Origin of the sequence: Pseudomonas poae RE*1-1-14 (assembly GCF_000336465.1) — a bacterium.
GTDB lineage: Bacteria > Pseudomonadota > Gammaproteobacteria > Pseudomonadales > Pseudomonadaceae > Aquipseudomonas > Aquipseudomonas poae.
In genome coordinates this window covers 621,378-642,142 of sequence record NC_020209.1, presented here as the reverse complement: position 1 = coordinate 642,142, position 20,765 = coordinate 621,378, and the positions used below count along the sequence as shown (strand labels likewise).

Sequence of the window (20,765 nt, the reverse complement as noted above, 5' to 3'; positions counted from 1 at the left end):
TGATCATTTTGCGAAGACCTCCAGCAACCGGGGCGCAATCCTGTCCAGTGGGCGAATTTCAACAGCGGCTTCAATCGCCGCCGCCGCTTTGGGCATGCCGTACACCGCCGAACTCTGCTGGTCTTGGGCGATGGTCAAATAGCCTTGTTCACGCATTGATTTAAGTCCCTGTGCGCCGTCGCGCCCCATGCCGGTCAGCAATACGCCGACGGCATCGCCACTCCAGTGGCTGGCCACGCTTTCAAAAAATACATCGATGGATGGCCGGTAAATCTCGTTCACCGGCTCTGCCGTATAGGCCAGTGTGCCGTTCTTCAACAGACGAATGTGATGGTTGGTACCAGCCAGCAGCACCACGCCGCTTTGTGGCGGCTCGCCTTCCCGGGCCAGGCGCACCGGCAGGCCGGAGGAGCTGCTTAGCCATTCGGCCATGCCGGCGGCGAATACCTGATCCACATGCTGCACCAGCACGATGGCGGCGGGAAAGTCCTGCGGCAATCCCTTGAGCAGGCTTTCCAGGGCAGCCGGGCCGCCGGCCGAGGAGCCGATGGCCACCAGGCTGTGGGGTTTGCCGATGGTGCGCTGGGGCACGGTTTCGGCGCGCACGCGGCTGCCCCGCTGACCGATCAGCCAGCCGATATTGAGGATCTTGCGCAGCAACGGCGCGGCTGCGTCCCTGGGGTTGCCCACGCCCAGCGCAGGGGTGTCCACCACGTCCAGGGCGCCATGGCCCATCGCTTCGAACACGCGGCTCATGTTGGCCTGGCGGTCGACGGTCACCAGCAGAATCGCGCAGGGGTTGTCGGCCATGATCAGCCGGGTGGCTTCCACACCGTCCATCACCGGCATGATCAGGTCCATCAGGATCAGGTCCGGGGTCAGTTCGGCGCAGCGTTGCACCGCCTGCAGCCCATTGCCGGCCACCCACACCACCTGGTGCGCCGGCTCGAAACTCAGGGCGCGGCGCAGGGCTTCGACGGCGAGCGGCATGTCGTTGACGATGGCAATCTTCATGCCCGGGCGCCCCCGATCAGTTCGACCACGGCGTCAAGCAGGGCGTCATCATGGAAACTGGCCTTGGCCAGGTAATAGTCGGCGCCGGCGTCGAGTCCTCGACGTCGGTCTTCTTCGCGGTCCTTGTAGGACACCACCATCACCGGCAACGATTGCAGGCGCGTGTCTCGGCGCAGGAGTGTGACCAATTCGATACCGTCCATACGAGGCATATCAATGTCTGTGATCAGCAGGTCGAAGTCTTCGGAACGCAAGGCGTTCCACCCGTCCATGCCGTCGACCGCCACGGCCACTTCATAGCCACGATTCAGCAGCAGTTTGCGTTGCAGCTCACGCACGGTAAGCGAGTCATCGACCACCAGCACGCGCTTGCGCGGCGCCTCGGTGGCCTGTTGGCTGCGCCGGGCGATGCGTTCCAGGCGACCGGTGTTGAGCAGTTTGTCCACCGAGCGCAGCATGTCTTCCACATCGACAATCAGCACCACCGAGCCATCGTCGAGCAAGGCGCCAGCGGAAATATCCTGGACCTTGCCGAGGCGATCATCCAGCGGCAGTACCACCAGCGTGCGTTCACCAATAAAGCGCTCCACGGCAATCCCGTACACCGCGTCGCGCTCGCGGATCACCACGACTTTAAGCGTTTCGTCGTTATTCTGCCCCGGCGGGCGCTGCAGCAACTGGCTGGCGGCGACCAGGCCGACATGCCGGCCCTCGTGCCAGAAGTGCTGGCGACCTTCCAGTTGCACAATATCGTCGGGGGCCAGGTCGCACATGCGTTCGATGTGGGCCAGCGGAAACGCGTAGGCCTCTTCGCCGACTTCAACCACCAGGCTGCGTACCACTGACAGGGTCAACGGCACTTCCAGGTGGAAGCGACTGCCCTGCCCCGCGGTCTGCTCAAGCACCACCGCGCCGCGCAGTTGCCGCACCATATGCTGCACCGCATCCAGGCCGACCCCGCGCCCGGACACTTCGGTGACCTTGTCGCGCAGGCTGAAGCCCGGCAGGAACAGGAACGTCAGCAGCTCCTCCTCACTCAGGCGCAACGCGGTTTCCAGCGGCGACAGGTGACGATCGACGATGCTGCCACGCAGGCGCTCCAGGTCGACGCCATTGCCATCGTCGCTCAGCTCCAGCACCAGCAAACCGGCCTGATGAGACGCGCGCAGGCGGATCAGGCCCTCGGCGGGCTTGCCGGCGAGCACGCGCTGCTCGGGCATTTCAATGCCATGGTCGACGGCATTGCGCAGTAAATGAGTGAGCGGCGCTTCGAGCTTTTCCAGCACGTCGCGGTCGACCTGGGTCTTTTCGCCCTCGATCTCCAGACGCACCCGCTTGCCCAGGGTTCGGCCAAGATCGCGGACCATGCGCGCCTGCCCCGTCAACACATCGGCAAAGGGGCGCATGCGGCAGGCCAGCGCGGTGTCATAAAGCACCTGGGCGCGCTGCCCGGCCTGCCAGCCGAACTCGTCCAGCTCGGCGGTTTTTTCCGCCAGCAGGGCCTGGGCTTCGCTCAGCAGGCGACGGGTATCGGCCAGGGCTTCCTGGGCTTCGAGGTTCAGACTCAGGGTCTTGAGCTGACCGTCCAGGGAGTCGAGCGCCCGCACGCCCTGGCTTTGGATGCGCTTCAGACGCTGCAGGCTGGCCAGGTACGGCTTGAGCCGCTGGGTTTCCACCAGGGATTTGCTGGACAGGTCCAGCAGGCTGTTCAAGCGCTCGGCGGTGACACGCAGCACGCGTTCGCCGCCTTCGGTCATGCGCTTGCCCTGGCGCGCGGGCTCGCTGACAGCGGGCGGTGCAGGCTCAGGCTCGGGCGGCAAGGTTTCCACCACGGGCATCGGAGGCGGAGCTGGCTCGGATGGCGCTGCGATTTTCGCCGAGGGTTGCGACGGATCCAGCAACCGCTCCATCAACGCCACATAGGCTGCGATATCGGCAGGCGAAACGTCGTTGCCCGGCGTGGCGATGCGCATCAGCAGGTCGGTGCCCTGCAGCAGCGCGTCAATGTGTTCGGGTTGCAGGTACAGGCGCGCTTCCTGGGCACTGACCAGGCAGTCTTCCATCACGTGGGCCACGCTGACCCCGGCGTCCACCCCGACGATGCGCGCGGCGCCCTTGAGCGAGTGCGCGGCGCGCATGCAGGCTTCGAGCTGGTCGGCCTGGGTGGGGTTGCGTTCCAGGGCCAGCAGGCCTGCGCTGAGCACCTGGGTCTGCGCATCGGCTTCCAGGCTGAACAGTTCCAGCAGCGAGGCGTCGCGCATCTGGTCGGGGGTCATGTGAGGCTCCGGGTCACGGCGGACAACAATTGTGCCTCGTCCAGCCAGCGCAGGCTGCGGCCCTTCCACTGCAGAACACCCTGGGTGAAGCGTCCGCTGGCCTGGGTGCCGGAAGCCGATGCCGCTTTCAACGTGCGCTCATCGACCGCATGAATACCGTCGACCTCATCCACCGGCACCACCACCGGGCCATCCTGCGCGGCGATGATCAGCATGCGCGGCATGATCCGCCCGCCTGTCGCCCCGGCGCTGGTGGCATCCAGGCCGAGCAGTTCGACCAACGACAGGCACGCCACCAGCGCGCCACGCACATTGGCCACGCCGAGCAACGCACGGGAGCGCTGGTGCGGCAGGGAATGGATCGGCTGCAGCGGTGCCACCTCCACCAGACAGCGGGTGGCAATGCCCAGCCATTCCTCGCCGAGACGGAACATCAGCAGGGAACGGGTGACGACATCTTCATCGACCTCGGCCGCAGCCACCGGCCGGCGGTCCTCCTGTTGCAGGGCGTAACGGTCCAGCAACCGCGTGGCGGCGGCCGAATACACCGAGCAATTGCGGCAGTGAATGTGCTCCGCCAGCAGCGGGCAGGACTTGTCGCCATGGACGCCGATGCGGTTCCAGCAATCGTCGATGGCCTGGGTATCGGCCAGGGTCAGGTCCAGGCCGGCGGTGTCGAGCGCCTTGGTGCTACTCATCGTTTGGACTCACTGTCAGCTCGCTCGCTGCGCGCGGCACGTGCCTGCAGGCGCCGCGCACCCGCGCTGTCGCCCTGGGACTCGAGCAACGCGGCCAGGTGCATCAGGGCCTGCGGGTGCTGGGGTTCAAGGTACAAGGCTTTGCGGTAATAACCCTGGGCTTCCAGGGCGCTGCCGGCCACATCGCTGAGCAGCCCCAGCCAATAGAACACCTGGGCGGCCGGCGGGTGGTTGCTTAAGTAGCGTTCGCAGGCGGCGCGGGCTTCGGCGCTCTTGCCAGCGTTGGCCAGGGTGGCGATCTGGCTGAGCAAGTCGGCCGTGTCGGAGGGCGGTGCCTTGATCGGCACCACCTGAGCGCTGGCCGTGCTGAACGGTCGCGGCTTGATCGGCATCGGCACCGGCATCGGAGCGGCGCTGCGTGCAAGCACGGGAGGCGGCGTGGGTGTAAATGCTGGCGCAGGCTTGACCGGTTCCGAGTGGCGGCTGAAGGCAAACGACTGCGGCACGCCAATCGAACGCATGCCGTGGCGCCCCAGCAGGCTGCCCTCGGCCGGGCCGATGAACAGCACCCCGTCCAGGTGGGTCAAGCCCTTGAGCACATCGAACACTTGCTGCTGCGTCGGCTGGTCGAAGTAGATCAGCAGGTTGCGGCAGAACACGAAATCATAGGCTGACTCATTGGCGAGCAGGGCCGGGTCGAGCAGGTTGCCGACTTGCAGGCGCACCTGTTCGCGCACGCGGTCTGCTATGTGGTAACCATCGGCCTGTTCGCTGAAGTGGCGGTCGCGAAAATCGATGTCACCGCCGCGAAACGAATTCTTGCCGTACACGCCGCGCCGGGCGCGTTCCACCGACAGCGGGCTGACATCCATGCCCTGCACCTTGAACTGATGCGGCGCAAGGCCTGCATCGAGCAAAGCCATGGCGATCGAATAGGGCTCCTCGCCGGTGGAGCATGGCAGGCTCAGAATGCGCAAGGCGCGCAACTGATTGAGCTCGTCCAGACGCGCCTTGGCCAACCGCGCAAGGGTCGCAAAGGATTCGGGATAGCGAAAGAACCAGGTCTCGGGGACGATCACCGCTTCGATCAGCGCCTGCTGTTCGTCGTGGGAGCGTTGCAGGTGCTGCCAGTAATCATCCGCCGTCTGCGCCTGCACCGCCTGGCTGCGCTGGCGCACGGCACGCTCGATAATGGCTTCGCCCACCGAGGCAACGTCCAGGCCGATGCGTTCTTTCAAATAGGCAAAAAAGCGCGGGTCGTTGCTCATAGGCTCAACTCGGCAGAGAACAGCAAGGCACGCACGTCTTCGGTCAGCAGATCATTCACGCCAATCCATTGCGTCAAGCCCGCCGCATCTTCGCGTACCGGCCCCAGGTAGGGCGCCTGGCGGTTGTCCAGGCCATAGGGCTGAAATTCGGCGGGGTCGCAGCGCAGCGTGTCGGTGGCCTGTTCGAGAATCAACCCCAGCCGGCGCGGTTCGGCCCAGGGTTGCGGCTGGTAATTGACCAGCACCAGCCGCGTGCTGGTGCGGGCCTGGGCGGCGGTGCCGAAGGTCAGCGCACTCAGGTCGATGACCGGCACCAGCGCGCCGCGATGGGCGAAAATGCCGGGCACCCAGACGGGCGCGTGGGCGATGGGCTTGAGTGGCAGGCGCGGCAATACCTCGGCCACTTCGGTGGCCTTGAGGGCAAAGCGTTCACTGCCGATGTGGAACAGCAGGAACAACGCCTTTTTCGCTGCCGTAACGGCGCCGCGTTTAGCCGCGAGGTCGCTCATCAGACTTTGAAACGCGACACGCCGCTGCGCAGACCCACCGCAACCTGGCTCAATTCATCAATGGCAAAGCTGGCCTGACGCAGGGACTCCACGGTCTGGCTGCTGGCGTCGCCGAGCTGCACCAGCGCGTGGTTGATCTGCTCGGCGCCGGTGGCCTGGGCCTGCATGCCCTCGTTGACCATCAACACCCGCGGCGCCAGCGCCTGTACCTGATGGATGATCTGGGAAAGTTGCTCGCCTACCTGCTGCACTTCGAACATGCCGCGGCGCACTTCTTCGGAGAACTTGTCCATGCCCATCACGCCAGCGGACACCGCCGACTGGATCTCGCGCACCATCTGCTCGATGTCGTAGGTGGCCACGGCGGTCTGGTCGGCCAGGCGTCGTACTTCGGTGGCTACGACGGCAAAGCCGCGCCCGTATTCGCCCGCCTTCTCGGCCTCGATGGCTGCATTGAGCGACAGCAGGTTGGTCTGGTCGGCGACCTTGACGATGGTCACCACCACCTGGTTGATGTTGCCAGCCTTCTCATTGAGGATCGCCAGCTTGGCGTTCACCAGGTCAGCGGCGCCCATCACCGAGTGCATGGTTTCTTCCATGCGCGCCAGGCCCTGCTGGCCGGAGCCGGCAGCCACCGAGGCCTGATCGGCGGCGGTGGAGACTTCGGTCATGGTGCGCACCAGATCCTTGGACGTGGCGGCGATTTCCCGCGACGTGGCGCCAATTTCGGTGGTGGTGGCAGCGGTTTCGGTGGCGGTGGCCTGCTGCTGCTTGGAGGTGGCGGCAATCTCGGTCACCGAGGTGGTCACCTGCACCGAGGAGCGCTGGGCCTGGGACACCAGGGCGGTCAGCTCGGTCATCATGTCGTTGAAGCCGGTTTCCACCGCGTTGAATTCGTCCTTGCGTTCCAGGTTCAAGCGCATGCTCAGGTCACCCGTGCGCATGGTTTCGAGGATCTCGACGATGCGCTTCATCGGCGCCATGATTGCGCGCATCAGCAGCAGGCCACACAACCCAGCCGCAAGGACGGCGATGATCAGCGACACCACCATGCTGATCTTGGCTGACATCACGGACTCATCAATGGCGGCCGTGGCGCGGTCGGCCACGTTCTTGTTTTCAGTGATGATGTCGTTGAGCTTCATGCGCCCTTCGGTCCAGATGGGCGTCAATTGCTCTTCGAGCAACACGCTGGCAGCGGGCAGGTCGTTGGCTTCAACGCGTTCCAGCACCTGGTCCAGCACTTTGTTGTAATTGATGTGCGCGGCCTTGAAGTTGTCGAACTCCATGCGGTCAGCCTGTTCATGCACGGTTTTTTCATAGTTGGCCATCTGCTGCTCGATACGCGCTTCGAAGGACTTGTAGTCGTTCTTGTCGGTATTGGTGAGGGTCTTTTCCTCGCGCAGGCCGATGATGTCAATCGTCAGCAAATAGCTGTCGACCCAAGCGCTGCGGATCATCGAGCTTAAGTAGACCCCGGGCACCGCATCATCCCTGACGGCTTCCTGGCTGGCTTCGATCTTCAGCAACCGTGAGTAGGACACCACGACCATCAACAACATGATCGCGATAATGACCGCAAAGCTCGCCAAAATCCGTTGGCGCAAGGTCCAGTTCTTCACAGTAATTCCTCGAAGGGCCGTTCAAATGGAGGGGAGTATAGCTGAGCGGAATGTGCGAGGGGGGTTGCTTGCGATGCCGGTGTGTTTGTATCAAAGGTACTGACTGACTGGCTCAGGCAACCTCATTGCTGTGGCGAACGGGCTTGACCTAATACCGTTCAGTCACGCGCAGATTCCCTGTGGCGAGCAGGCTTGTCCTGCGTTGGGCTGCGCAGCAGCCCCAAAACCAGCCTCCGCGTAGTATCAGGTATACCTAGGGTTTCTTGATTGGGGGCGCTTCGCACCCCAACGCGGGGCAAGCCCGCTCGCCACAAGAAACCGGGCCTCCTATATCTTGATTTGCGTACCGCCTGTATTTACTGGGCCAGACGCACCTGTTTCTCCAGTTCGGACTTCAGGCCGGGCTCCAGCCGGAGCTGGCGGGCCAGTTCGTCGAGGTATGACTTTTCCATGAAGTTTTCCTCGTCCACCAGCATCACGCTGGCGATGTACATCTCGGCGGCCATTTCTGGAGTACCTGCGGCGCGGGCTACATCGGCGGGGTCCAGGGGTTTGTTGAGTTCGGCGTGCAGCCAGCTTTGCAGCTCGAAGTCGTTGTCCAGCTTGGTGAACTCGCCTTCGATCAGCGCGCGCTCGCGCTCATCCACATGCCCATCGGCCTTGGCGGCGGCGACCAGTGCCTTGAGGATGCCCTGGCTATGCTGCTCGACCTGGGCCGGCGGCAGGCGGTCGATGGTCTGCGGTTCGCTCTGCGGCGCGCTGGCCTGCTGCGCCTGCCAGTTGCCATACGCCTTGTAGGCGATGACGCCCAAGGCAGCCAGCCCGCCGTAGGTCAGCGCCTTGCCGCCAAATTTGCGCGCCTTCTTGTTACCCATCAGCAGGCCCATGGCGCCCGCCGCCAACGCGCCACCGCCGGCCCCGCCGAGCAAGCTGCCAAGGCCGCCACTGCCGAGCAGGCCATCCAGGGCGCCCTTTTCATCCGACTTGCGCTGACCGCCCGCCTTTTTCTGCAACATGTCCTGACCAGACTTAAGCAACTGATCGAGCAATCCACGGGTATTCATAAATAGCCTCCAGGCACTAGGGGGTACACAGGACAAACAGACCCCAGCGTAAAACCAAGCGCCAAATTTATTGCCCGCTAGAGTGCTTCCAGATGTAACACCCCACTTGTACTTTGAAGCTTTACAGTCGCCCGCCTGCTAACTTGGAAATGTCTTGTCGCACATGCGAAGCAGGCACAGTGCCATCCATCAATTTTCCTTGTTCATCGAACCGCTTAAGCTATCCGGCGTCTGTTTAATGTCCGTTGCGTTTGGCCGAAGGCATGTCCGAACCGTTATTTCTGATCCATTACGTGCCAGGAACGGCGCGGGATTTGCTCACGACAGGTTGTCTCTATGCATCGCAGGAATTTGCTCAAAGCGTCCATGGCCATTGCGGCTTACACCGGTTTGTCGGCCAGTGGCCTGCTGGCCGCTCAGGCCTGGGCCGGTAACCGTGCCGCCGATGGCAAGGCCGTGGCATTCGATTTTGAAACGCTCAAGGCCCAGGCTAAACAGCTCGCGGGCTCTGCCTACAAAGACACCCGGCAGGTGCTGCCGCCCACGCTGGCGACCATGACCCCGCAAAATTTCAACGCGATTGGCTACGACGGCAATCATTCGCTCTGGAAAGAACTGAACGGCCAGTTGGATGTGCAGTTCTTCCACGTTGGCATGGGCTTCAAGACGCCGGTGCGCATGCACAGCGTCGACCCCAAGACCCGCGAAGCTCGTGAGGTGCATTTCCGCCCCTCACTGTTCAACTATGAAAAGACCACGGTGGACACCAAACAACTGACCGGTGACCTGGGGTTTTCCGGCTTCAAGCTGTTCAAGGCGCCGGAGCTGGACCGTCATGACGTGTTGTCGTTTTTGGGCGCCAGCTATTTCCGCGCGGTGGACTCCACCGGCCAGTACGGCCTTTCGGCACGCGGCCTGGCAATTGATACCTACGCGAAAAAGCGCGAGGAATTCCCCGACTTCACCCAGTTCTGGTTCGAGACCCCGGAGAAGAACGCCACGCGCTTCGTGGTCTACGCCCTGCTCGACTCGCCGAGCGCCACCGGTGCCTATCGCTTCGATATCGACTGTCAGGCCAACCAGGTGGTGATGGCGATCGACGCGCATATCAACGCGCGTACCGCCATCGAACAACTGGGCATCGCGGCGATGACCAGCATGTTCAGCTGTGGTACCCATGAACGGCGCATGTGCGACACCATTCACCCGCAAATCCACGACTCGGACCGCCTGGCGATGTGGCGCGGTAACGGCGAGTGGGTGTGCCGCCCGCTGAACAACCCGGCCAAGCTGCAATTCAACGCATTCGCCGACACCGACCCAAAAGGGTTTGGCCTGGTGCAGACCGACCACGAGTTCGCCAGCTATCAGGACACCGTGGACTGGTACAGCAAGCGTCCAAGCCTGTGGGTGGAACCGACCACCGCCTGGGGCGAAGGCTCGATCGACCTGCTGGAAATCCCCACCACCGGAGAGACCCTGGACAATATCGTGGCCTTCTGGACCCCGAAAAAGCCCGTCGCTGCCGGTGACTCCCTCAATTATGGCTACAAACTGTACTGGAGCGCCCTGCCCCCGGTCAGCACGCCGTTGGCGCAGGTCGACGCCACCCGTTCCGGCATGGGCGGCTTTACCGAAGGCTGGGCACCCGGCGAGCATTACCCCGAAGTGTGGGCGCGGCGCTTTGCAGTGGACTTCAAGGGCGGCGGCCTGGACCGCCTGCCGGCCGGCACCGGCATCGAGCCAGTGGTGACCTGCTCCCATGGTGAGGTGAAGGATTTCAGCGTGCTGGTGCTCGACAACATCAAGGGTTACCGCATCCTGTTCGACTGGTACCCCACCAGCGACAGCGTGGAGCCGGTGGAGCTGCGCCTGTTTATCCGCACCCAGGACCGCACCTTGAGTGAAACATGGCTGTACCAGTACTTCCCGCCTGCGCCGGACAAACGCAAGTACACGTGAGGCGCCGATTATAAACAGGGGAGCGGGTTTGCCCGCGATAGCGATGAGTCAGTCGTTCATGTAGCAACTGGTCTACCGTCATCGCGGGCAAGTCGAATCGTCGCACCGCCGCTCCCACATTTGATTTTCGCTGGTTTTAAAAGCGCGACACACTCTTCATTGCCCCAACCAGATACCGCATCGCCACCTGATCGTTTTCGGTCAGGGCGCGATACTGCGCCAGCAATTCAGCCTCGTCCGAACTCAACCTGTGACCACGCTGGGACATTCTGCGGGTCAGATAAGACGCCACCGCACCCGCTACACCATAGGACTTGGCCATGACCTGATTCTCCTGATAACGATCAAATACTCCTTGTGCCCATTTTTTGTCTGCCATGAAGTGCAATCCCTTCGCGGGCAAACCGACTGACTTCTCGGGCCAGAAACCAGACTTACCCTAAGCGTAGAAACAATCTCGTCATGTGTGGGATTTTTTTAGAGTATTCACTTAAAAAAATGCTTCGGTAACAAATACCTACAGCCACATCCCACATTCCAGGCACAAAAAAACCCACCGGGTCAGGGTGGGTTTCGGTGCCGTCTGCGTGGAATCAATCGCGCAGATCAGATTCATGGATCGGCTGGTCGCGATGGGTCGCGCGTTGATACTGCGCCGGCCAGGTCGCCTTGCGTCCGCCCAGGTCGTCATCGGCATGCAGCGGCCAGTACGGGTCGCGCAGCAGTTCACGGGCGAGGAAGATCAGGTCGGCCTGGCAGGTGCGCAGGATATGCTCGGCCTGGGCCGGCTCGGTGATCATGCCAACGGTGCCGGTGGCAATCCCGGACTCCTTGCGCACACGCTCGGCAAAACGCGTCTGGTAGCCGGGGCCCGTAGGGATTTCAGCGTTGGCGGCGGTGCCGCCGGAGGAGACGTCAATCAGGTCGACGCCCAGGTCCTTCAGGCGCCGCGCCAGCTCCACGGTTTCATCGGGGTTCCAGCCGTCCTCCACCCAGTCGGTGGCCGACACGCGCACAAACAGCGGTAGTTCTTGAGGCCAGACCTCGCGTACCGCGCGGGTCACTTCGAGCACCAGGCGGATACGGTTTTCGAAGGAGCCGCCGTACTGGTCGCGCCGCTGGTTACTGATGGGCGAGAGAAACTGGTGCAGCAGGTAGCCGTGGGCGGCGTGGATTTCCACCACCTCGAAACCCGCCGTCAACGCGCGCCTGGCGGCTGCCACGAAATCGGCGATCACTTGCTGGATCTGCCCTTCGTCCAGCGGCGTGGGTTGGGTGTGCTGAGGGTCGAACGCGATCGGCGAGGGCCCCACCGGCACCCAGCCGCCGTCTTCCGGCTTGACGCTGCCATGCTTGCCGATCCACGGGCGGTGAGTGCTGGCCTTGCGTCCGGCATGGCCCAGCTGGATACCGGCCACCGCGCCCTGGGCCGCAATGAACCGGGTGATGCGCTGCAGCGGCTCGATCTGTGCGTCGTTCCACAGTCCCAAATCCTGGGCGGTGATACGGCCATCGGCGGTAACGGCGGTGGATTCGGTAAAGATCAGCCCGGCGCCGCCCACCGCGCGACTGCCGAGGTGAACCAGATGCCAGTCGTTGGCCAGGCCATCGGCGCTGGAGTACTGGCACATCGGCGAGACCACGATGCGATTGAGCAGGGTCAGTTGGCGCAGGGTATAGGGTTCGAGCAATTGACTCATGGCGCACCTCTTGCGGGATCTGTGGGCACATCAACGGTGCCTGGAGCCTAGTCGACAACCGCCCGTCACACAGGGTTCAGAAGGAAAACCGGGAGCCGATCGCCGGCTCCCGGGGTGCGGCGGTCTACATTTCGACCTGGGTGCCCAGCTCGATCACGCGATTGACCGGGAGTTTGAAGAAGCGCAGGTTGCCGTTGGCGTTCTTCAACATGAAGGCGAACAGCGCTTCGCGCCAACGCGCCATGCCCTTGATGCGCGAGGCGATCACGGTTTCGCGGCTGAGAAAATACGTGGTGCGCATCGGGCTGAAATCCAGCTCTTCCAGATGACAAAGCTTCAGCGCCTGGGGCACATCCGGCTCGTCGGTAAAACCAAAGTGCAGGATCACCCGGAAGAAACCTTCACCGTAGGCATCCACCTCGAAGCGCCGGGCGGCAGGTACGCGCGGAATGTCCTCGTAGACCACCGTCAGCAACACCACCTGCTCATGCAGCACCTGGTTGTGCAGCAGGTTGTGCAGCAGCGCATGGGGCGTTGCGTCCGGCCGCGCGGTAAGAAACACCGCCGTGCCCTGCACGCGGTGAGGCGGTTGCACGCGAATGCTGTTGATAAAGATCGGCAGCGGCAGGCCACCCTCGTCGAGGCGCTCCACCAGCAACTGCTTGCCGCGCTTCCACGTCGTCATCAATACGAACAGCACGATCCCCGCGAGCACCGGGAAGGCGCCGCCCTGGATGATCTTCGGCACGTTGGCGGCAAAATACAGCCCGTCCACCAACAGGCAGCAGAGCAATACCGGCACGGCCAGTATCGGTGGCCATTTCCACAGCAGCAGCATCACCGCCGACACGAGGATGGTGGTCATCAGCATGGTGCCGGTCACGGCCACTCCGTAGGCCGAGGCCAACGCGTTGGAGGATTCGAAGCCCAGCACCAGCAGGATCACACCGACCATCAGCGACCAGTTCACCGCACCGATATAAATCTGGCCCTGCTCGGCACTGGAGGTGTGCTGGATGTGCATGCGCGGGATGTAACCCAGCTGGATCGCCTGGCGCGTCAACGAGAACGCGCCGGAAATTACCGCCTGGGAGGCAATCACCGTGGCCAGGGTGGACAGCACCACCAGCGGGATCAGCGCCCAGCTCGGCGCCAGCAGGTAGAACGGGTTGCGCGCGGCTTCAGGGTCGCCGAGCAGCATGGCACCCTGGCCGAAATAATTGAGCACCAGCGCCGGCAGCACCAAGATGAACCAGGCGCGGGCGATGGGCTTGCGCCCAAAGTGGCCCATGTCGGCGTACAGCGCTTCGGCACCGGTCAACGCCAGCACCACTGCGCCCAGAATCGCCACGCCGATTCCGGGGTGCGCCTCGAAGAAACGTACGGCCCACATCGGGTTCAACGCACTGAGCACTTCCGGGTGCAGGGTGATGCCATACACACCAAGGCCGCCGAGCACCAGAAACCAGGTCACCATCACCGGCCCGAACAGCTTGCCGATGCGGTCGGTGCCGTGTTTCTGGATCAGGAACAGCGCCACCAGCACCACCAGCGCAATGGGCACCACCCACTTATCCACGCCGTCGAACGCCAGCTCCAGGCCTTCCACGGCCGACAGCACCGAGATCGCCGGAGTGATCATGCTGTCGCCATAGAACAGCGCCGCACCGCACAGGCCACAGACCACGAGGAAACTGCGCAACTTCTTGCGCTCCCCCGCCGCGCGTCGCGCCAGCGCGGTCAGGGCCATGATGCCGCCCTCGCCCTGGTTGTCGGCGCGCAGCACGAACAGCATGTACTTGATCGACACGACCCAGATCAGCGACCAGAAAATCAGCGCCAGGATCCCCAATACGCCGTCATGGTTGACCTGCACCCCATAACCGCCAGTGAATACTTCCTTGAGGGTATAAAGTGGACTAGTCCCGATATCGCCATAAACCACCCCGACCGCCGCCACCAGCATGCCTATCGGCTTGGTGTTTGAATGCTCGGCACCCGCCGCCTGACTACTTGCCTGACCCATCAACCACTCCTGCCCTTAGACCTGCGGCCATTTATAAACAACGCACCTGAGCGGACCCTAGCATGCGCCGTTTAACTTCTCGTAACAGACGTTTTATTGACTCACGGGACCGGCCCGTGAGTAGAGGCGCGAAGCATAGCGCAGCACTCGTCGCATTTCCCCGCATAAAGCTGGTCAACTGCGCCGCCCATCGCTAGAATTGCGCACTTTTTGATCAGAGGCACACCAAGTGCCCGGCAACCGCCTTGTCGTGCCCGACCGGCGGCGTCATTCAATACCGAGGTTAGACATGTCCACCACCATCGCAAAGGCCAACCCCAAGGTTGGCTTTGTTTCCCTGGGTTGCCCGAAGGCTCTGGTCGACTCCGAACGCATCCTCACGCAACTGCGCATGGAAGGCTATGACGTGGTGTCCACCTATCAGGACGCTGACGTGGTGGTGGTCAACACCTGCGGTTTCATCGATTCGGCCAAGGCGGAGTCGCTGGAAGTGATTGGCGAGGCCATCAAGGAAAACGGCAAGGTCATCGTGACCGGCTGCATGGGCGTGGAAGAAGGCAATATCCGCAACGTGCACCCCAGCGTGCTGGCGGTGACCGGTCCGCAGCAGTATGAGCAGGTGGTCAACGCCGTGCACGAGGTGGTGCCGCCGCGTCAGGACCATAACCCGCTGATCGACCTGGTGCCGCCTCAAGGCATCAAGCTGACGCCGCGTCACTATGCGTACCTGAAGATTTCCGAAGGCTGCAACCACAGCTGCAGCTTCTGCATCATCCCGTCGATGCGCGGCAAGCTGGTCAGCCGTCCGGTGGGCGATGTTCTCGACGAGGCCCAGCGCCTGGTCAAATCCGGCGTCAAAGAGCTGTTGGTGATCTCCCAGGACACCAGCGCCTACGGCGTCGATGTGAAATACCGCACCGGTTTCTGGAACGGCGCGCCGGTGAAAACCCGCATGACCGAACTGTGCGAAGCCCTCAGCAGCCTGGGTGTGTGGGTTCGCCTGCACTACGTCTACCCTTACCCGCACGTGGACGAGCTGATTCCGTTGATGGCCGCCGGCAAGATCCTGCCGTACCTGGACATTCCGTTCCAGCACGCCAGCCCCAAGGTGCTCAAGGCGATGAAACGCCCGGCGTTCGAAGACAAGACCCTGGCGCGTATCAAGAACTGGCGCGAGATCTGCCCGGAACTGATCATCCGGTCGACCTTCATCGTTGGCTTCCCCGGCGAAACCGAGGAAGACTTCCAGTACCTGCTGGACTGGCTGACTGAAGCGCAGCTGGACCGCGTCGGCTGCTTCCAGTATTCGCCGGTGGAAGGTGCTCCGGCCAATCTGCTGGACCTGGCCGTGGTGCCGGACGACGTCAAGCAAGACCGTTGGGAGCGTTTCATGGCGCACCAGCAGGCGATCAGCTCGGCGCGCCTGCAACTGCGCATCGGCAAGGAAATCGAAGTGCTGATCGACGAAGTCGACGAGCAAGGCGCAGTTGGCCGCTGCTTCTTCGATGCGCCGGAAATCGACGGTAACGTGTTTATCGACGACGCCAGCGGCCTTAAGCCGGGCGACAAGGTCTGGTGCACCGTGACCGATGCCGACGAGTACGACCTGTGGGCCGAAAAGCGCGACTAATTCTGTAAAGAAATACAAAAGCCCCGCCTCTGAACAAGAGGCGGGGCTTTTTTGGGTCTATTGTTTTGCCCATAAAGGGCAGAGAGAGGCAAGGAGCAGCGGACATGCGTGAGCATTCGGTCATCCATACACCCAACACCACTGACTACGTGGAGTTGACGCGCATCTGGGAAGACTCCGTGCGGGCCACCCACGATTTTCTGCCGGACAGTTACATTGTGCTGCTGAAAAACCTGGTGCTCACCCGCTACCTCGATGCGGTGATGCTGGTGTGCACCCGAGACACCCGCCAGCGCATCACCGGGTTTGCCGGCGTGGCGGCGGGCAAGGTCGAAATGCTGTTTATCGACCCGCAACACCGAGGCCAGGGTCTGGGCCGTCAATTGCTGCGTTACGCAATCGAGCATTTGAATGCCCAAGCGCTTGATGTGAATGAGCAAAACCCCGAGGCACTCGGGTTTTACCTCAAGCAGGGTTTTGAGGTGGTCGGCCGCACGGCCCATGACGGCCTGGGCCAGCCCTACCCGTTGCTGCATCTGCGTTTGCGTGAGCGACCCATGGCAAGCCCGCCGCCACATTTTCAAGCGCGCTGAAATGGGACCGGGATTAACCGGCGCCAGGCAGGTACAATAGGCGCCCCATTTTGTTACGGCCCTTGTCATGACCGACCCCATACGCCTCTCCAAACGCCTTATCGAACTGGTCGGCTGCTCCCGTCGGGAGGCTGAGCTGTTTATCGAAGGCGGTTGGGTCTCGGTGGACGGTGAAGTGATCGACGAGCCGCAGTTCAAGGTCACTACGCAAAAAGTCGAACTGGACCCGGACGCCAAGGCCACCGTGCCGGAGCCGGTGACCATTCTGCTGCACGCGCCAGCCGGCGTGGATGCCGAAACGGCGATGGCCTCGATCAGCGCCGAGACGCTGTCCGAAGAACACCGTTTCAGCAAGCGCCCGCTCAAGGGCCACTTCCTGCGCCTGACCGCCAGCGCTGACCTGCAAGCCAAAGCCAGTGGCCTGCTGGTGTTCACCCAGGACTGGAAGATCCTGCGCAAGCTGACCGCCGATGCCGCCAAGATCGAGCAGGAGTATGTGGTGGAGGTCGAAGGCGACATGGTTGCCCACGGCCTCAACCGTCTGAACCACGGCCTGACCTACAAGGGCAAGGAATTGCCGCCGGTCAAGGCCAGTTGGCAGAACGAAAACCGCCTGCGCTTTGCGATGAAAAATCCGCAACCGGGCGTGATCGCGCTGTTCTGCGAAGCCGTTGGCCTGAAGGTTGTCGCCATTCGCCGCATCCGCATCGGCGGCGTGTCCATCGGCAAGGTGCCGGTAGGCCAGTGGCGCTACCTGTCCGGCAAAGAGAAGTTCTAAAACGCCGTTCCCCTTTTCTCGACACCGCCTGATGGGCGGTGTCCTCAGTTGAATACCAGGATTGCCCACCATGATTCACAACGACGTACTGCGCAGCGTGCGCTACATGCTCGACATCAGCGACAACAAGATGGTCGAGATTATCAAGATCGGCGGCATGGACGTGACCAAGGAAGACCTGCTGACCTACCTCAAGAAAGACGAGGAAGAAGGCTTTGTATTCTGCCCGGACGACGTCATGGCGCACTTCCTCGATGGTTTGGTGATCTTCAAGCGTGGCAAGGACGAAAGCCGTCCACCGCAACCGATCGAAACGCCGGTCACCAATAACATCATCCTCAAGAAGCTGCGCGTGGCCTTCGAACTCAAGGAAGACGACATGCACGCCATCCTCAAGGCCGCCGAGTTTCCGGTGTCCAAGCCGGAGCTGAGCGCACTGTTTCGCAAGTTCGGGCACACCAACTATCGCCCGTGCGGCGACCAGCTGCTGCGCAATTTCCTCAAGGGCCTGACGCTGCGGGTTCGTGCGTAAGCCATGACTTACAACGTCTCGCCTGTCGGCTTCGTGCGCTCCTGCTTCAAGGAGAAGTTCGCCATTCCGCGCCAACCGCAATTGGCGCCTGCGGCACGGGGCGTGCTGGAACTGGTGGCGCCGTTCGACAAGGGTGAGGCGGTGCAGGGCCTGGAGCAGGTCAGCCATGTGTGGTTGCTGTTTGTGTTCCATCAAGCACTGGAAGACAAGCCGCGCCTCAAAGTGCGGCCGCCGCGCCTGGGCGGCAACGCGTCCATGGGCGTGTTCGCCACCCGCGCCACCCATCGGCCCAATGGCATCGGCCAGTCGGTGGTGAAGCTGGACAAGGTGGAAGCGGGCCGGCTGTGGATTTCCGGGATCGATCTGCTCGACGGCACGCCAGTGCTGGATATCAAGCCGTATGTGCCGTATGCCGACATCATCGACACCGCCACCAACAACGTCGCCAGCGCTGCGCCGCAGCTGATTGGCGTGCAGTGGCTCAAGACTGCGTTGCAACAGGCGCAAGGCCATGCCCAGCGCCTGGACGAACCGTTGGTGGAACTGGTTGAGCAGTGTCTGGCGCAGGACCCGAGGCCGGCGTATCAGGTGCCAACGTCAGAGCGCGAATATGGGGCGCAGTTCTGGGATGTGGATGTGCGTTGGCACTACCCGGAGCCCGGGATGATCTGCGTGCTGGAAGTGCTGCCGGCTCAATAGAACGCAAACCAGATGTGGGAGGGGGCTTGCTCCCGATCGCGGCGTGTCAGTCACTGTCTCGGTTGACTGACCTACCGTAATCGGGAGCAAGCCCCCTCCCACATTTTTGGTTGTGCGTTTGTCAGTGGCGCGGAATTACTTTTCGACGAACGCGCGTTCGATCAGGTAATCACCCGGCTCACGCATGCGTGGCGAAACCTTCAGACCGAAGCTGTTCAGCACTTCGCTGGTTTCGTCCAACATGCTCGGACTGCCGCACAGCATGGCGCGGTCGTCCTCGGGGTTGATCGGCGGCAGGCCGATGTCGGTGAACAGCTTGCCGCTGCGCATCAGGTCAGTCAGGCGGCCTTCGTTTTCGAATGGCTCGCGGGTCACCGTCGGGTAGTAGATCAACTTGTCACGCAGGGCCTCGCCGAAGAATTCGTTCTGCGGCAGATGCTCGGTGATGAATTCGCGGTAGGCGACTTCGTTGACGTAACGCACGCCGTGGCACAGGATCACTTTTTCGAAACGCTCGTAGGTTTCCGGGTCCTGGATCACGCTCATGAAGGGCGCCAGGCCAGTACCGGTGCTGAGCAGGTACAGGTGTTTGCCAGGCTTCAGATCGTCAAGCACCAGGGTGCCCGTCGGTTTCTTGCTGATGATGATCTCGTCGCCTTCCTTCAAGTGCTGCAATTGGGAAGTCAGCGGGCCATCGGGCACCTTGATGCTGAAGAACTCCAGATGCTCTTCCCAGTTCGGGCTGGCAATGGAGTAAGCGCGCATGAGCGGGCGGCCGTTGGGCTGTTGCAGGCCGATCATCACGAACTGACCGTTCTCGAAGCGCAGGCCCGGATCGCGGGTGCACTTGAAGCTGAACAGAGTGTCGTTCCAGTGATGAACACTGAGGACACGCTCGTGGTTCATGTTGCTCATGTACGGGGGACTCCTGGAGATGGGTCTGCGCCAAAGGTGTGGATGCGCAATTGCACAGCATTCTAATGGCGGCGACAATATCTGTTAACTGGATTATTAAGATAAGGGTTATCGGTTATATCGATATGCGATTTACTCTCCGTCAACTGCAAGTTTTCGTCGCCGTCGCCCAGCAGGAAAGCGTTTCGCGCGCTGCTGGCCTTCTGGCCTTATCGCAATCCGCCGCCAGCACTTCGATCACTGAGCTGGAGCGTCAATCCAGCTGCCAATTGTTCGACCGCGCTGGCAAACGCCTGAGCCTCAATGCGCTCGGCCATCAACTGTTGCCCCAGGCAGTGGCGCTGCTGGACCAGGCCAAGGAGATTGAGGACCTGCTCAACGGCAAGTCCGGCTTCGGCTCCCTGGCGGTCGGCGCGACCCTGACCATCGGTAACTACCTGGCTACCCTGCTGATCGGCAGCTTCATGCAGCAGCACCCCGAGAGTCAGGTGAAGCTGCATGTGCAGAACACGGCCAACATCGTGCATCAGGTGGCGCACTACGAAATTGACCTGGGTCTGATCGAAGGCGACTGCAGCCACCCTGATATCGAAGTGCAAACCTGGGTGGAGGATGAGCTGGTGGTGTTTTGCGCGCCGCAACATCACCTGGCCAAACGGGGCACGGCAAGCCTGGATGAGCTGACCCGCGAGGCGTGGATTCTGCGCGAACAAGGCTCTGGCACGCGCCTGACCTTCGACCAAGCCATGCGCCATCACCGCAGCACGTTGAATATTCGCCTGGAGCTGGAACACACCGAAGCGATCAAACGCGCGGTGGAGTCGGGTTTGGGGATTGGCTGTATCTCGCGCCTGGCGCTGCGCGACGCGTTTCGCCGCGGCAGCCTGGTGCCGGTGGAAACACCGGATCTGGACCTGGCCCGGCAGTTCTATTTCATCTGGCATAAACAGAAATACCAGACCTCGGCGATGCGCGAGTTTCTGGAGCTGTGCCGCGCGTTCACCGCAGGCGTCCAGCGCAGCGACGAGATCGTGCTGCCGAGCATCGCCTGAGGGTCAGACGAGGATCACGGCCCACACCAGCGCGATCATCGTCAGCGCCACAAATTGCGCGGCGCTGCCCATGTCCTTGGCGTTTTTCGACAGGGGATGGAGGTCCAGGGAAATACGGTCGATGGCCGCTTCAACCGCCGAATTGAGCAACTCGACGATCAAAGCCAGCAAGCACACGGCAATCATCAGCGCCCGCTCGACCCGGCTGACATTCAGGAAAAAGCTCAGTGGCACCAGAACGACGTTGAGTAGCACCAACTGACGAAAGGCTGCCTCACCGGTGAAGGCTGCGCGCAGGCCATCCAGGGAATAACCCCCAGCGTTGAAGATACGTTTGATACCGGTTTGACCCTTGAAAGGCGACATAGATATAGGCAACTGAACCAAAGAAGTGGGGAAGCTAGATCACGCAAAGTCAAAAAAGCGT

Annotated in this window: 19 protein-coding genes; 7 read left to right on the top strand and 12 right to left on the bottom strand. The window is 62.1% G+C overall.

What is annotated here, in order from left to right:
• Positions 1-3 precede the first annotated feature (3 nt).
• The 7 genes from cheB to H045_RS02890 all read right to left on the bottom strand — a co-directional run bounded on the left by cheB (position 4) and on the right by H045_RS02890 (position 8,451).
• Entirely contained in the window at positions 4-1,014 is a 1,011-nt protein-coding gene (cheB, locus tag H045_RS02920; protein WP_003231317.1) for a chemotaxis response regulator protein-glutamate methylesterase, read from the bottom strand.
• On the bottom strand, positions 1,011-3,290 hold the full coding sequence (locus H045_RS02915) for a hybrid sensor histidine kinase/response regulator (RefSeq protein WP_015371382.1): 2,280 nt from the start codon (positions 3,288-3,290) through the stop codon (positions 1,011-1,013). The genes cheB and H045_RS02915 overlap by 4 nt, the downstream gene beginning before the upstream one ends.
• Positions 3,287-3,988, bottom strand: a complete 702-nt coding sequence (locus tag H045_RS02910; protein ID WP_015371381.1) for a chemotaxis protein CheW — start codon at positions 3,986-3,988, stop codon at positions 3,287-3,289. The genes H045_RS02915 and H045_RS02910 overlap by 4 nt, the downstream gene beginning before the upstream one ends.
• On the bottom strand, positions 3,985-5,256 hold the full coding sequence (locus H045_RS02905) for a CheR family methyltransferase (protein ID WP_015371380.1): 1,272 nt from the start codon (positions 5,254-5,256) through the stop codon (positions 3,985-3,987). The genes H045_RS02910 and H045_RS02905 overlap by 4 nt, the downstream gene beginning before the upstream one ends.
• Positions 5,253-5,765 carry a chemotaxis protein CheW gene (locus H045_RS02900; RefSeq protein WP_015371379.1) on the bottom strand — a complete coding sequence of 171 codons (513 nt, stop codon included), beginning with the start codon at positions 5,763-5,765 and terminating at the stop codon, positions 5,253-5,255. Before H045_RS02900 ends, H045_RS02905 begins: the two co-directional genes overlap by 4 nt.
• Positions 5,765-7,387 (bottom strand): methyl-accepting chemotaxis protein, encoded by a 1,623-nt coding sequence (locus H045_RS02895; protein WP_015371378.1) that lies wholly within the window; start codon positions 7,385-7,387, stop codon positions 5,765-5,767. The genes H045_RS02900 and H045_RS02895 overlap by 1 nt, the downstream gene beginning before the upstream one ends.
• A 356-nt stretch (positions 7,388-7,743) precedes the next feature.
• Complete coding sequence (locus tag H045_RS02890; RefSeq protein ID WP_015371377.1) at positions 7,744-8,451, bottom strand: tellurite resistance TerB family protein; 708 nt, start codon at positions 8,449-8,451, stop codon at positions 7,744-7,746.
• A 336-nt stretch (positions 8,452-8,787) separates the two neighbouring features.
• Between H045_RS02890 and H045_RS02885 the strand changes: the two genes are divergently transcribed.
• Entirely contained in the window at positions 8,788-10,413 is a 1,626-nt protein-coding gene (locus H045_RS02885; protein ID WP_003231325.1) for a glucan biosynthesis protein D, read from the top strand.
• A gap of 136 nt (positions 10,414-10,549) precedes the next feature.
• Here H045_RS02885 and H045_RS02880 read toward each other — a convergent pair whose 3' ends face one another.
• The 3 genes from H045_RS02880 to H045_RS02870 all read right to left on the bottom strand — a co-directional run bounded on the left by H045_RS02880 (position 10,550) and on the right by H045_RS02870 (position 14,139).
• Complete coding sequence (locus H045_RS02880; protein ID WP_015371376.1) at positions 10,550-10,735, bottom strand: hypothetical protein; 186 nt, start codon at positions 10,733-10,735, stop codon at positions 10,550-10,552.
• A 271-nt stretch (positions 10,736-11,006) separates the two neighbouring features.
• Positions 11,007-12,113, bottom strand: coding sequence for an NADH:flavin oxidoreductase/NADH oxidase (locus H045_RS02875; protein ID WP_003231330.1), 1,107 nt, complete (start codon positions 12,111-12,113; stop codon positions 11,007-11,009).
• A 124-nt stretch (positions 12,114-12,237) separates the two neighbouring features.
• Positions 12,238-14,139: a potassium transporter Kup gene (locus H045_RS02870; RefSeq protein ID WP_003231332.1), complete on the bottom strand. Its 1,902-nt coding sequence runs from the start codon at positions 14,137-14,139 to the stop codon at positions 12,238-12,240.
• 289 nt (positions 14,140-14,428) lie between these two features.
• On the opposite strand from H045_RS02870, the gene rimO reads away from it, so the two are divergent.
• The 5 genes from rimO (at position 14,429) to tsaA (ending at position 18,371) form a co-directional block, all read left to right on the top strand.
• Positions 14,429-15,769 carry a 30S ribosomal protein S12 methylthiotransferase RimO gene (gene rimO / locus H045_RS02865; RefSeq protein WP_003231334.1) on the top strand — a complete coding sequence of 447 codons (1,341 nt, stop codon included), beginning with the start codon at positions 14,429-14,431 and terminating at the stop codon, positions 15,767-15,769.
• Positions 15,770-15,873: 104 nt separating this feature from the next.
• The gene (locus H045_RS02860; RefSeq protein ID WP_015371375.1) at positions 15,874-16,362 is read left to right on the top strand and encodes a GNAT family N-acetyltransferase; all 489 of its coding nucleotides are present in this window, start codon (positions 15,874-15,876) and stop codon (positions 16,360-16,362) included.
• A gap of 67 nt (positions 16,363-16,429) precedes the next feature.
• Positions 16,430-17,140 (top strand): rRNA pseudouridine synthase, encoded by a 711-nt coding sequence (locus tag H045_RS02855; RefSeq protein WP_003231338.1) that lies wholly within the window; start codon positions 16,430-16,432, stop codon positions 17,138-17,140.
• 70 nt (positions 17,141-17,210) lie between these two features.
• The gene (locus H045_RS02850) at positions 17,211-17,672 is read left to right on the top strand and encodes a YehS family protein (RefSeq protein WP_003231339.1); all 462 of its coding nucleotides are present in this window, start codon (positions 17,211-17,213) and stop codon (positions 17,670-17,672) included.
• 3 nt (positions 17,673-17,675) lie between these two features.
• A complete protein-coding gene (gene tsaA / locus H045_RS02845; protein WP_003231341.1) occupies positions 17,676-18,371 on the top strand; it encodes a tRNA (N6-threonylcarbamoyladenosine(37)-N6)-methyltransferase TrmO in 696 nt (231 codons plus the stop codon).
• A gap of 135 nt (positions 18,372-18,506) precedes the next feature.
• Here tsaA and fpr read toward each other — a convergent pair whose 3' ends face one another.
• The gene (gene fpr, locus H045_RS02840) at positions 18,507-19,286 is read right to left on the bottom strand and encodes a ferredoxin-NADP reductase (protein ID WP_003231344.1); all 780 of its coding nucleotides are present in this window, start codon (positions 19,284-19,286) and stop codon (positions 18,507-18,509) included.
• Positions 19,287-19,411: 125 nt separating this feature from the next.
• Between fpr and H045_RS02835 the strand changes: the two genes are divergently transcribed.
• Positions 19,412-20,338 (top strand): LysR family transcriptional regulator, encoded by a 927-nt coding sequence (locus H045_RS02835; RefSeq protein WP_003231346.1) that lies wholly within the window; start codon positions 19,412-19,414, stop codon positions 20,336-20,338.
• Between the two features lie 3 nt (positions 20,339-20,341).
• On the opposite strand, the gene H045_RS02830 is transcribed toward H045_RS02835, so the two are convergent.
• Entirely contained in the window at positions 20,342-20,710 is a 369-nt protein-coding gene (locus H045_RS02830; protein WP_169896393.1) for a diacylglycerol kinase, read from the bottom strand.
• Positions 20,711-20,765: the final 55 nt, after the last annotated feature.

Excerpts from the sequence above, each read along its gene's own strand:
- H045_RS02915 (WP_015371382.1), bottom strand. The coding sequence starts at position 3,290 with ATGACCCCCGACCAGATGCGCGACGCCTCGCTGCTGGAACTGTTCAGC.
- fpr (WP_003231344.1), bottom strand. The coding sequence starts at position 19,286 with ATGAGCAACATGAACCACGAGCGTGTCCTCAGTGTTCATCACTGGAAC.
- H045_RS02905 (WP_015371380.1), bottom strand. The coding sequence starts at position 5,256 with ATGAGCAACGACCCGCGCTTTTTTGCCTATTTGAAAGAACGCATCGGC.
- H045_RS02850 (WP_003231339.1), top strand. The coding sequence starts at position 17,211 with ATGATTCACAACGACGTACTGCGCAGCGTGCGCTACATGCTCGACATC.
- H045_RS02880 (WP_015371376.1), bottom strand. The coding sequence starts at position 10,735 with ATGGCCAAGTCCTATGGTGTAGCGGGTGCGGTGGCGTCTTATCTGACC.
- H045_RS02885 (WP_003231325.1), top strand. The coding sequence starts at position 8,788 with ATGCATCGCAGGAATTTGCTCAAAGCGTCCATGGCCATTGCGGCTTAC.
- H045_RS02870 (WP_003231332.1), bottom strand. The coding sequence starts at position 14,139 with ATGGGTCAGGCAAGTAGTCAGGCGGCGGGTGCCGAGCATTCAAACACC.
- H045_RS02855 (WP_003231338.1), top strand. The coding sequence starts at position 16,430 with ATGACCGACCCCATACGCCTCTCCAAACGCCTTATCGAACTGGTCGGC.
- cheB (WP_003231317.1), bottom strand. The coding sequence starts at position 1,014 with ATGAAGATTGCCATCGTCAACGACATGCCGCTCGCCGTCGAAGCCCTG.
- H045_RS02890 (WP_015371377.1), bottom strand. The coding sequence starts at position 8,451 with ATGAATACCCGTGGATTGCTCGATCAGTTGCTTAAGTCTGGTCAGGAC.
- H045_RS02835 (WP_003231346.1), top strand. The coding sequence starts at position 19,412 with ATGCGATTTACTCTCCGTCAACTGCAAGTTTTCGTCGCCGTCGCCCAG.
- H045_RS02860 (WP_015371375.1), top strand. The coding sequence starts at position 15,874 with ATGCGTGAGCATTCGGTCATCCATACACCCAACACCACTGACTACGTG.
- H045_RS02900 (WP_015371379.1), bottom strand. The coding sequence starts at position 5,765 with ATGAGCGACCTCGCGGCTAAACGCGGCGCCGTTACGGCAGCGAAAAAG.
- H045_RS02875 (WP_003231330.1), bottom strand. The coding sequence starts at position 12,113 with ATGAGTCAATTGCTCGAACCCTATACCCTGCGCCAACTGACCCTGCTC.
- tsaA (WP_003231341.1), top strand. The coding sequence starts at position 17,676 with ATGACTTACAACGTCTCGCCTGTCGGCTTCGTGCGCTCCTGCTTCAAG.
- rimO (WP_003231334.1), top strand. The coding sequence starts at position 14,429 with ATGTCCACCACCATCGCAAAGGCCAACCCCAAGGTTGGCTTTGTTTCC.
- H045_RS02910 (WP_015371381.1), bottom strand. The coding sequence starts at position 3,988 with ATGAGTAGCACCAAGGCGCTCGACACCGCCGGCCTGGACCTGACCCTG.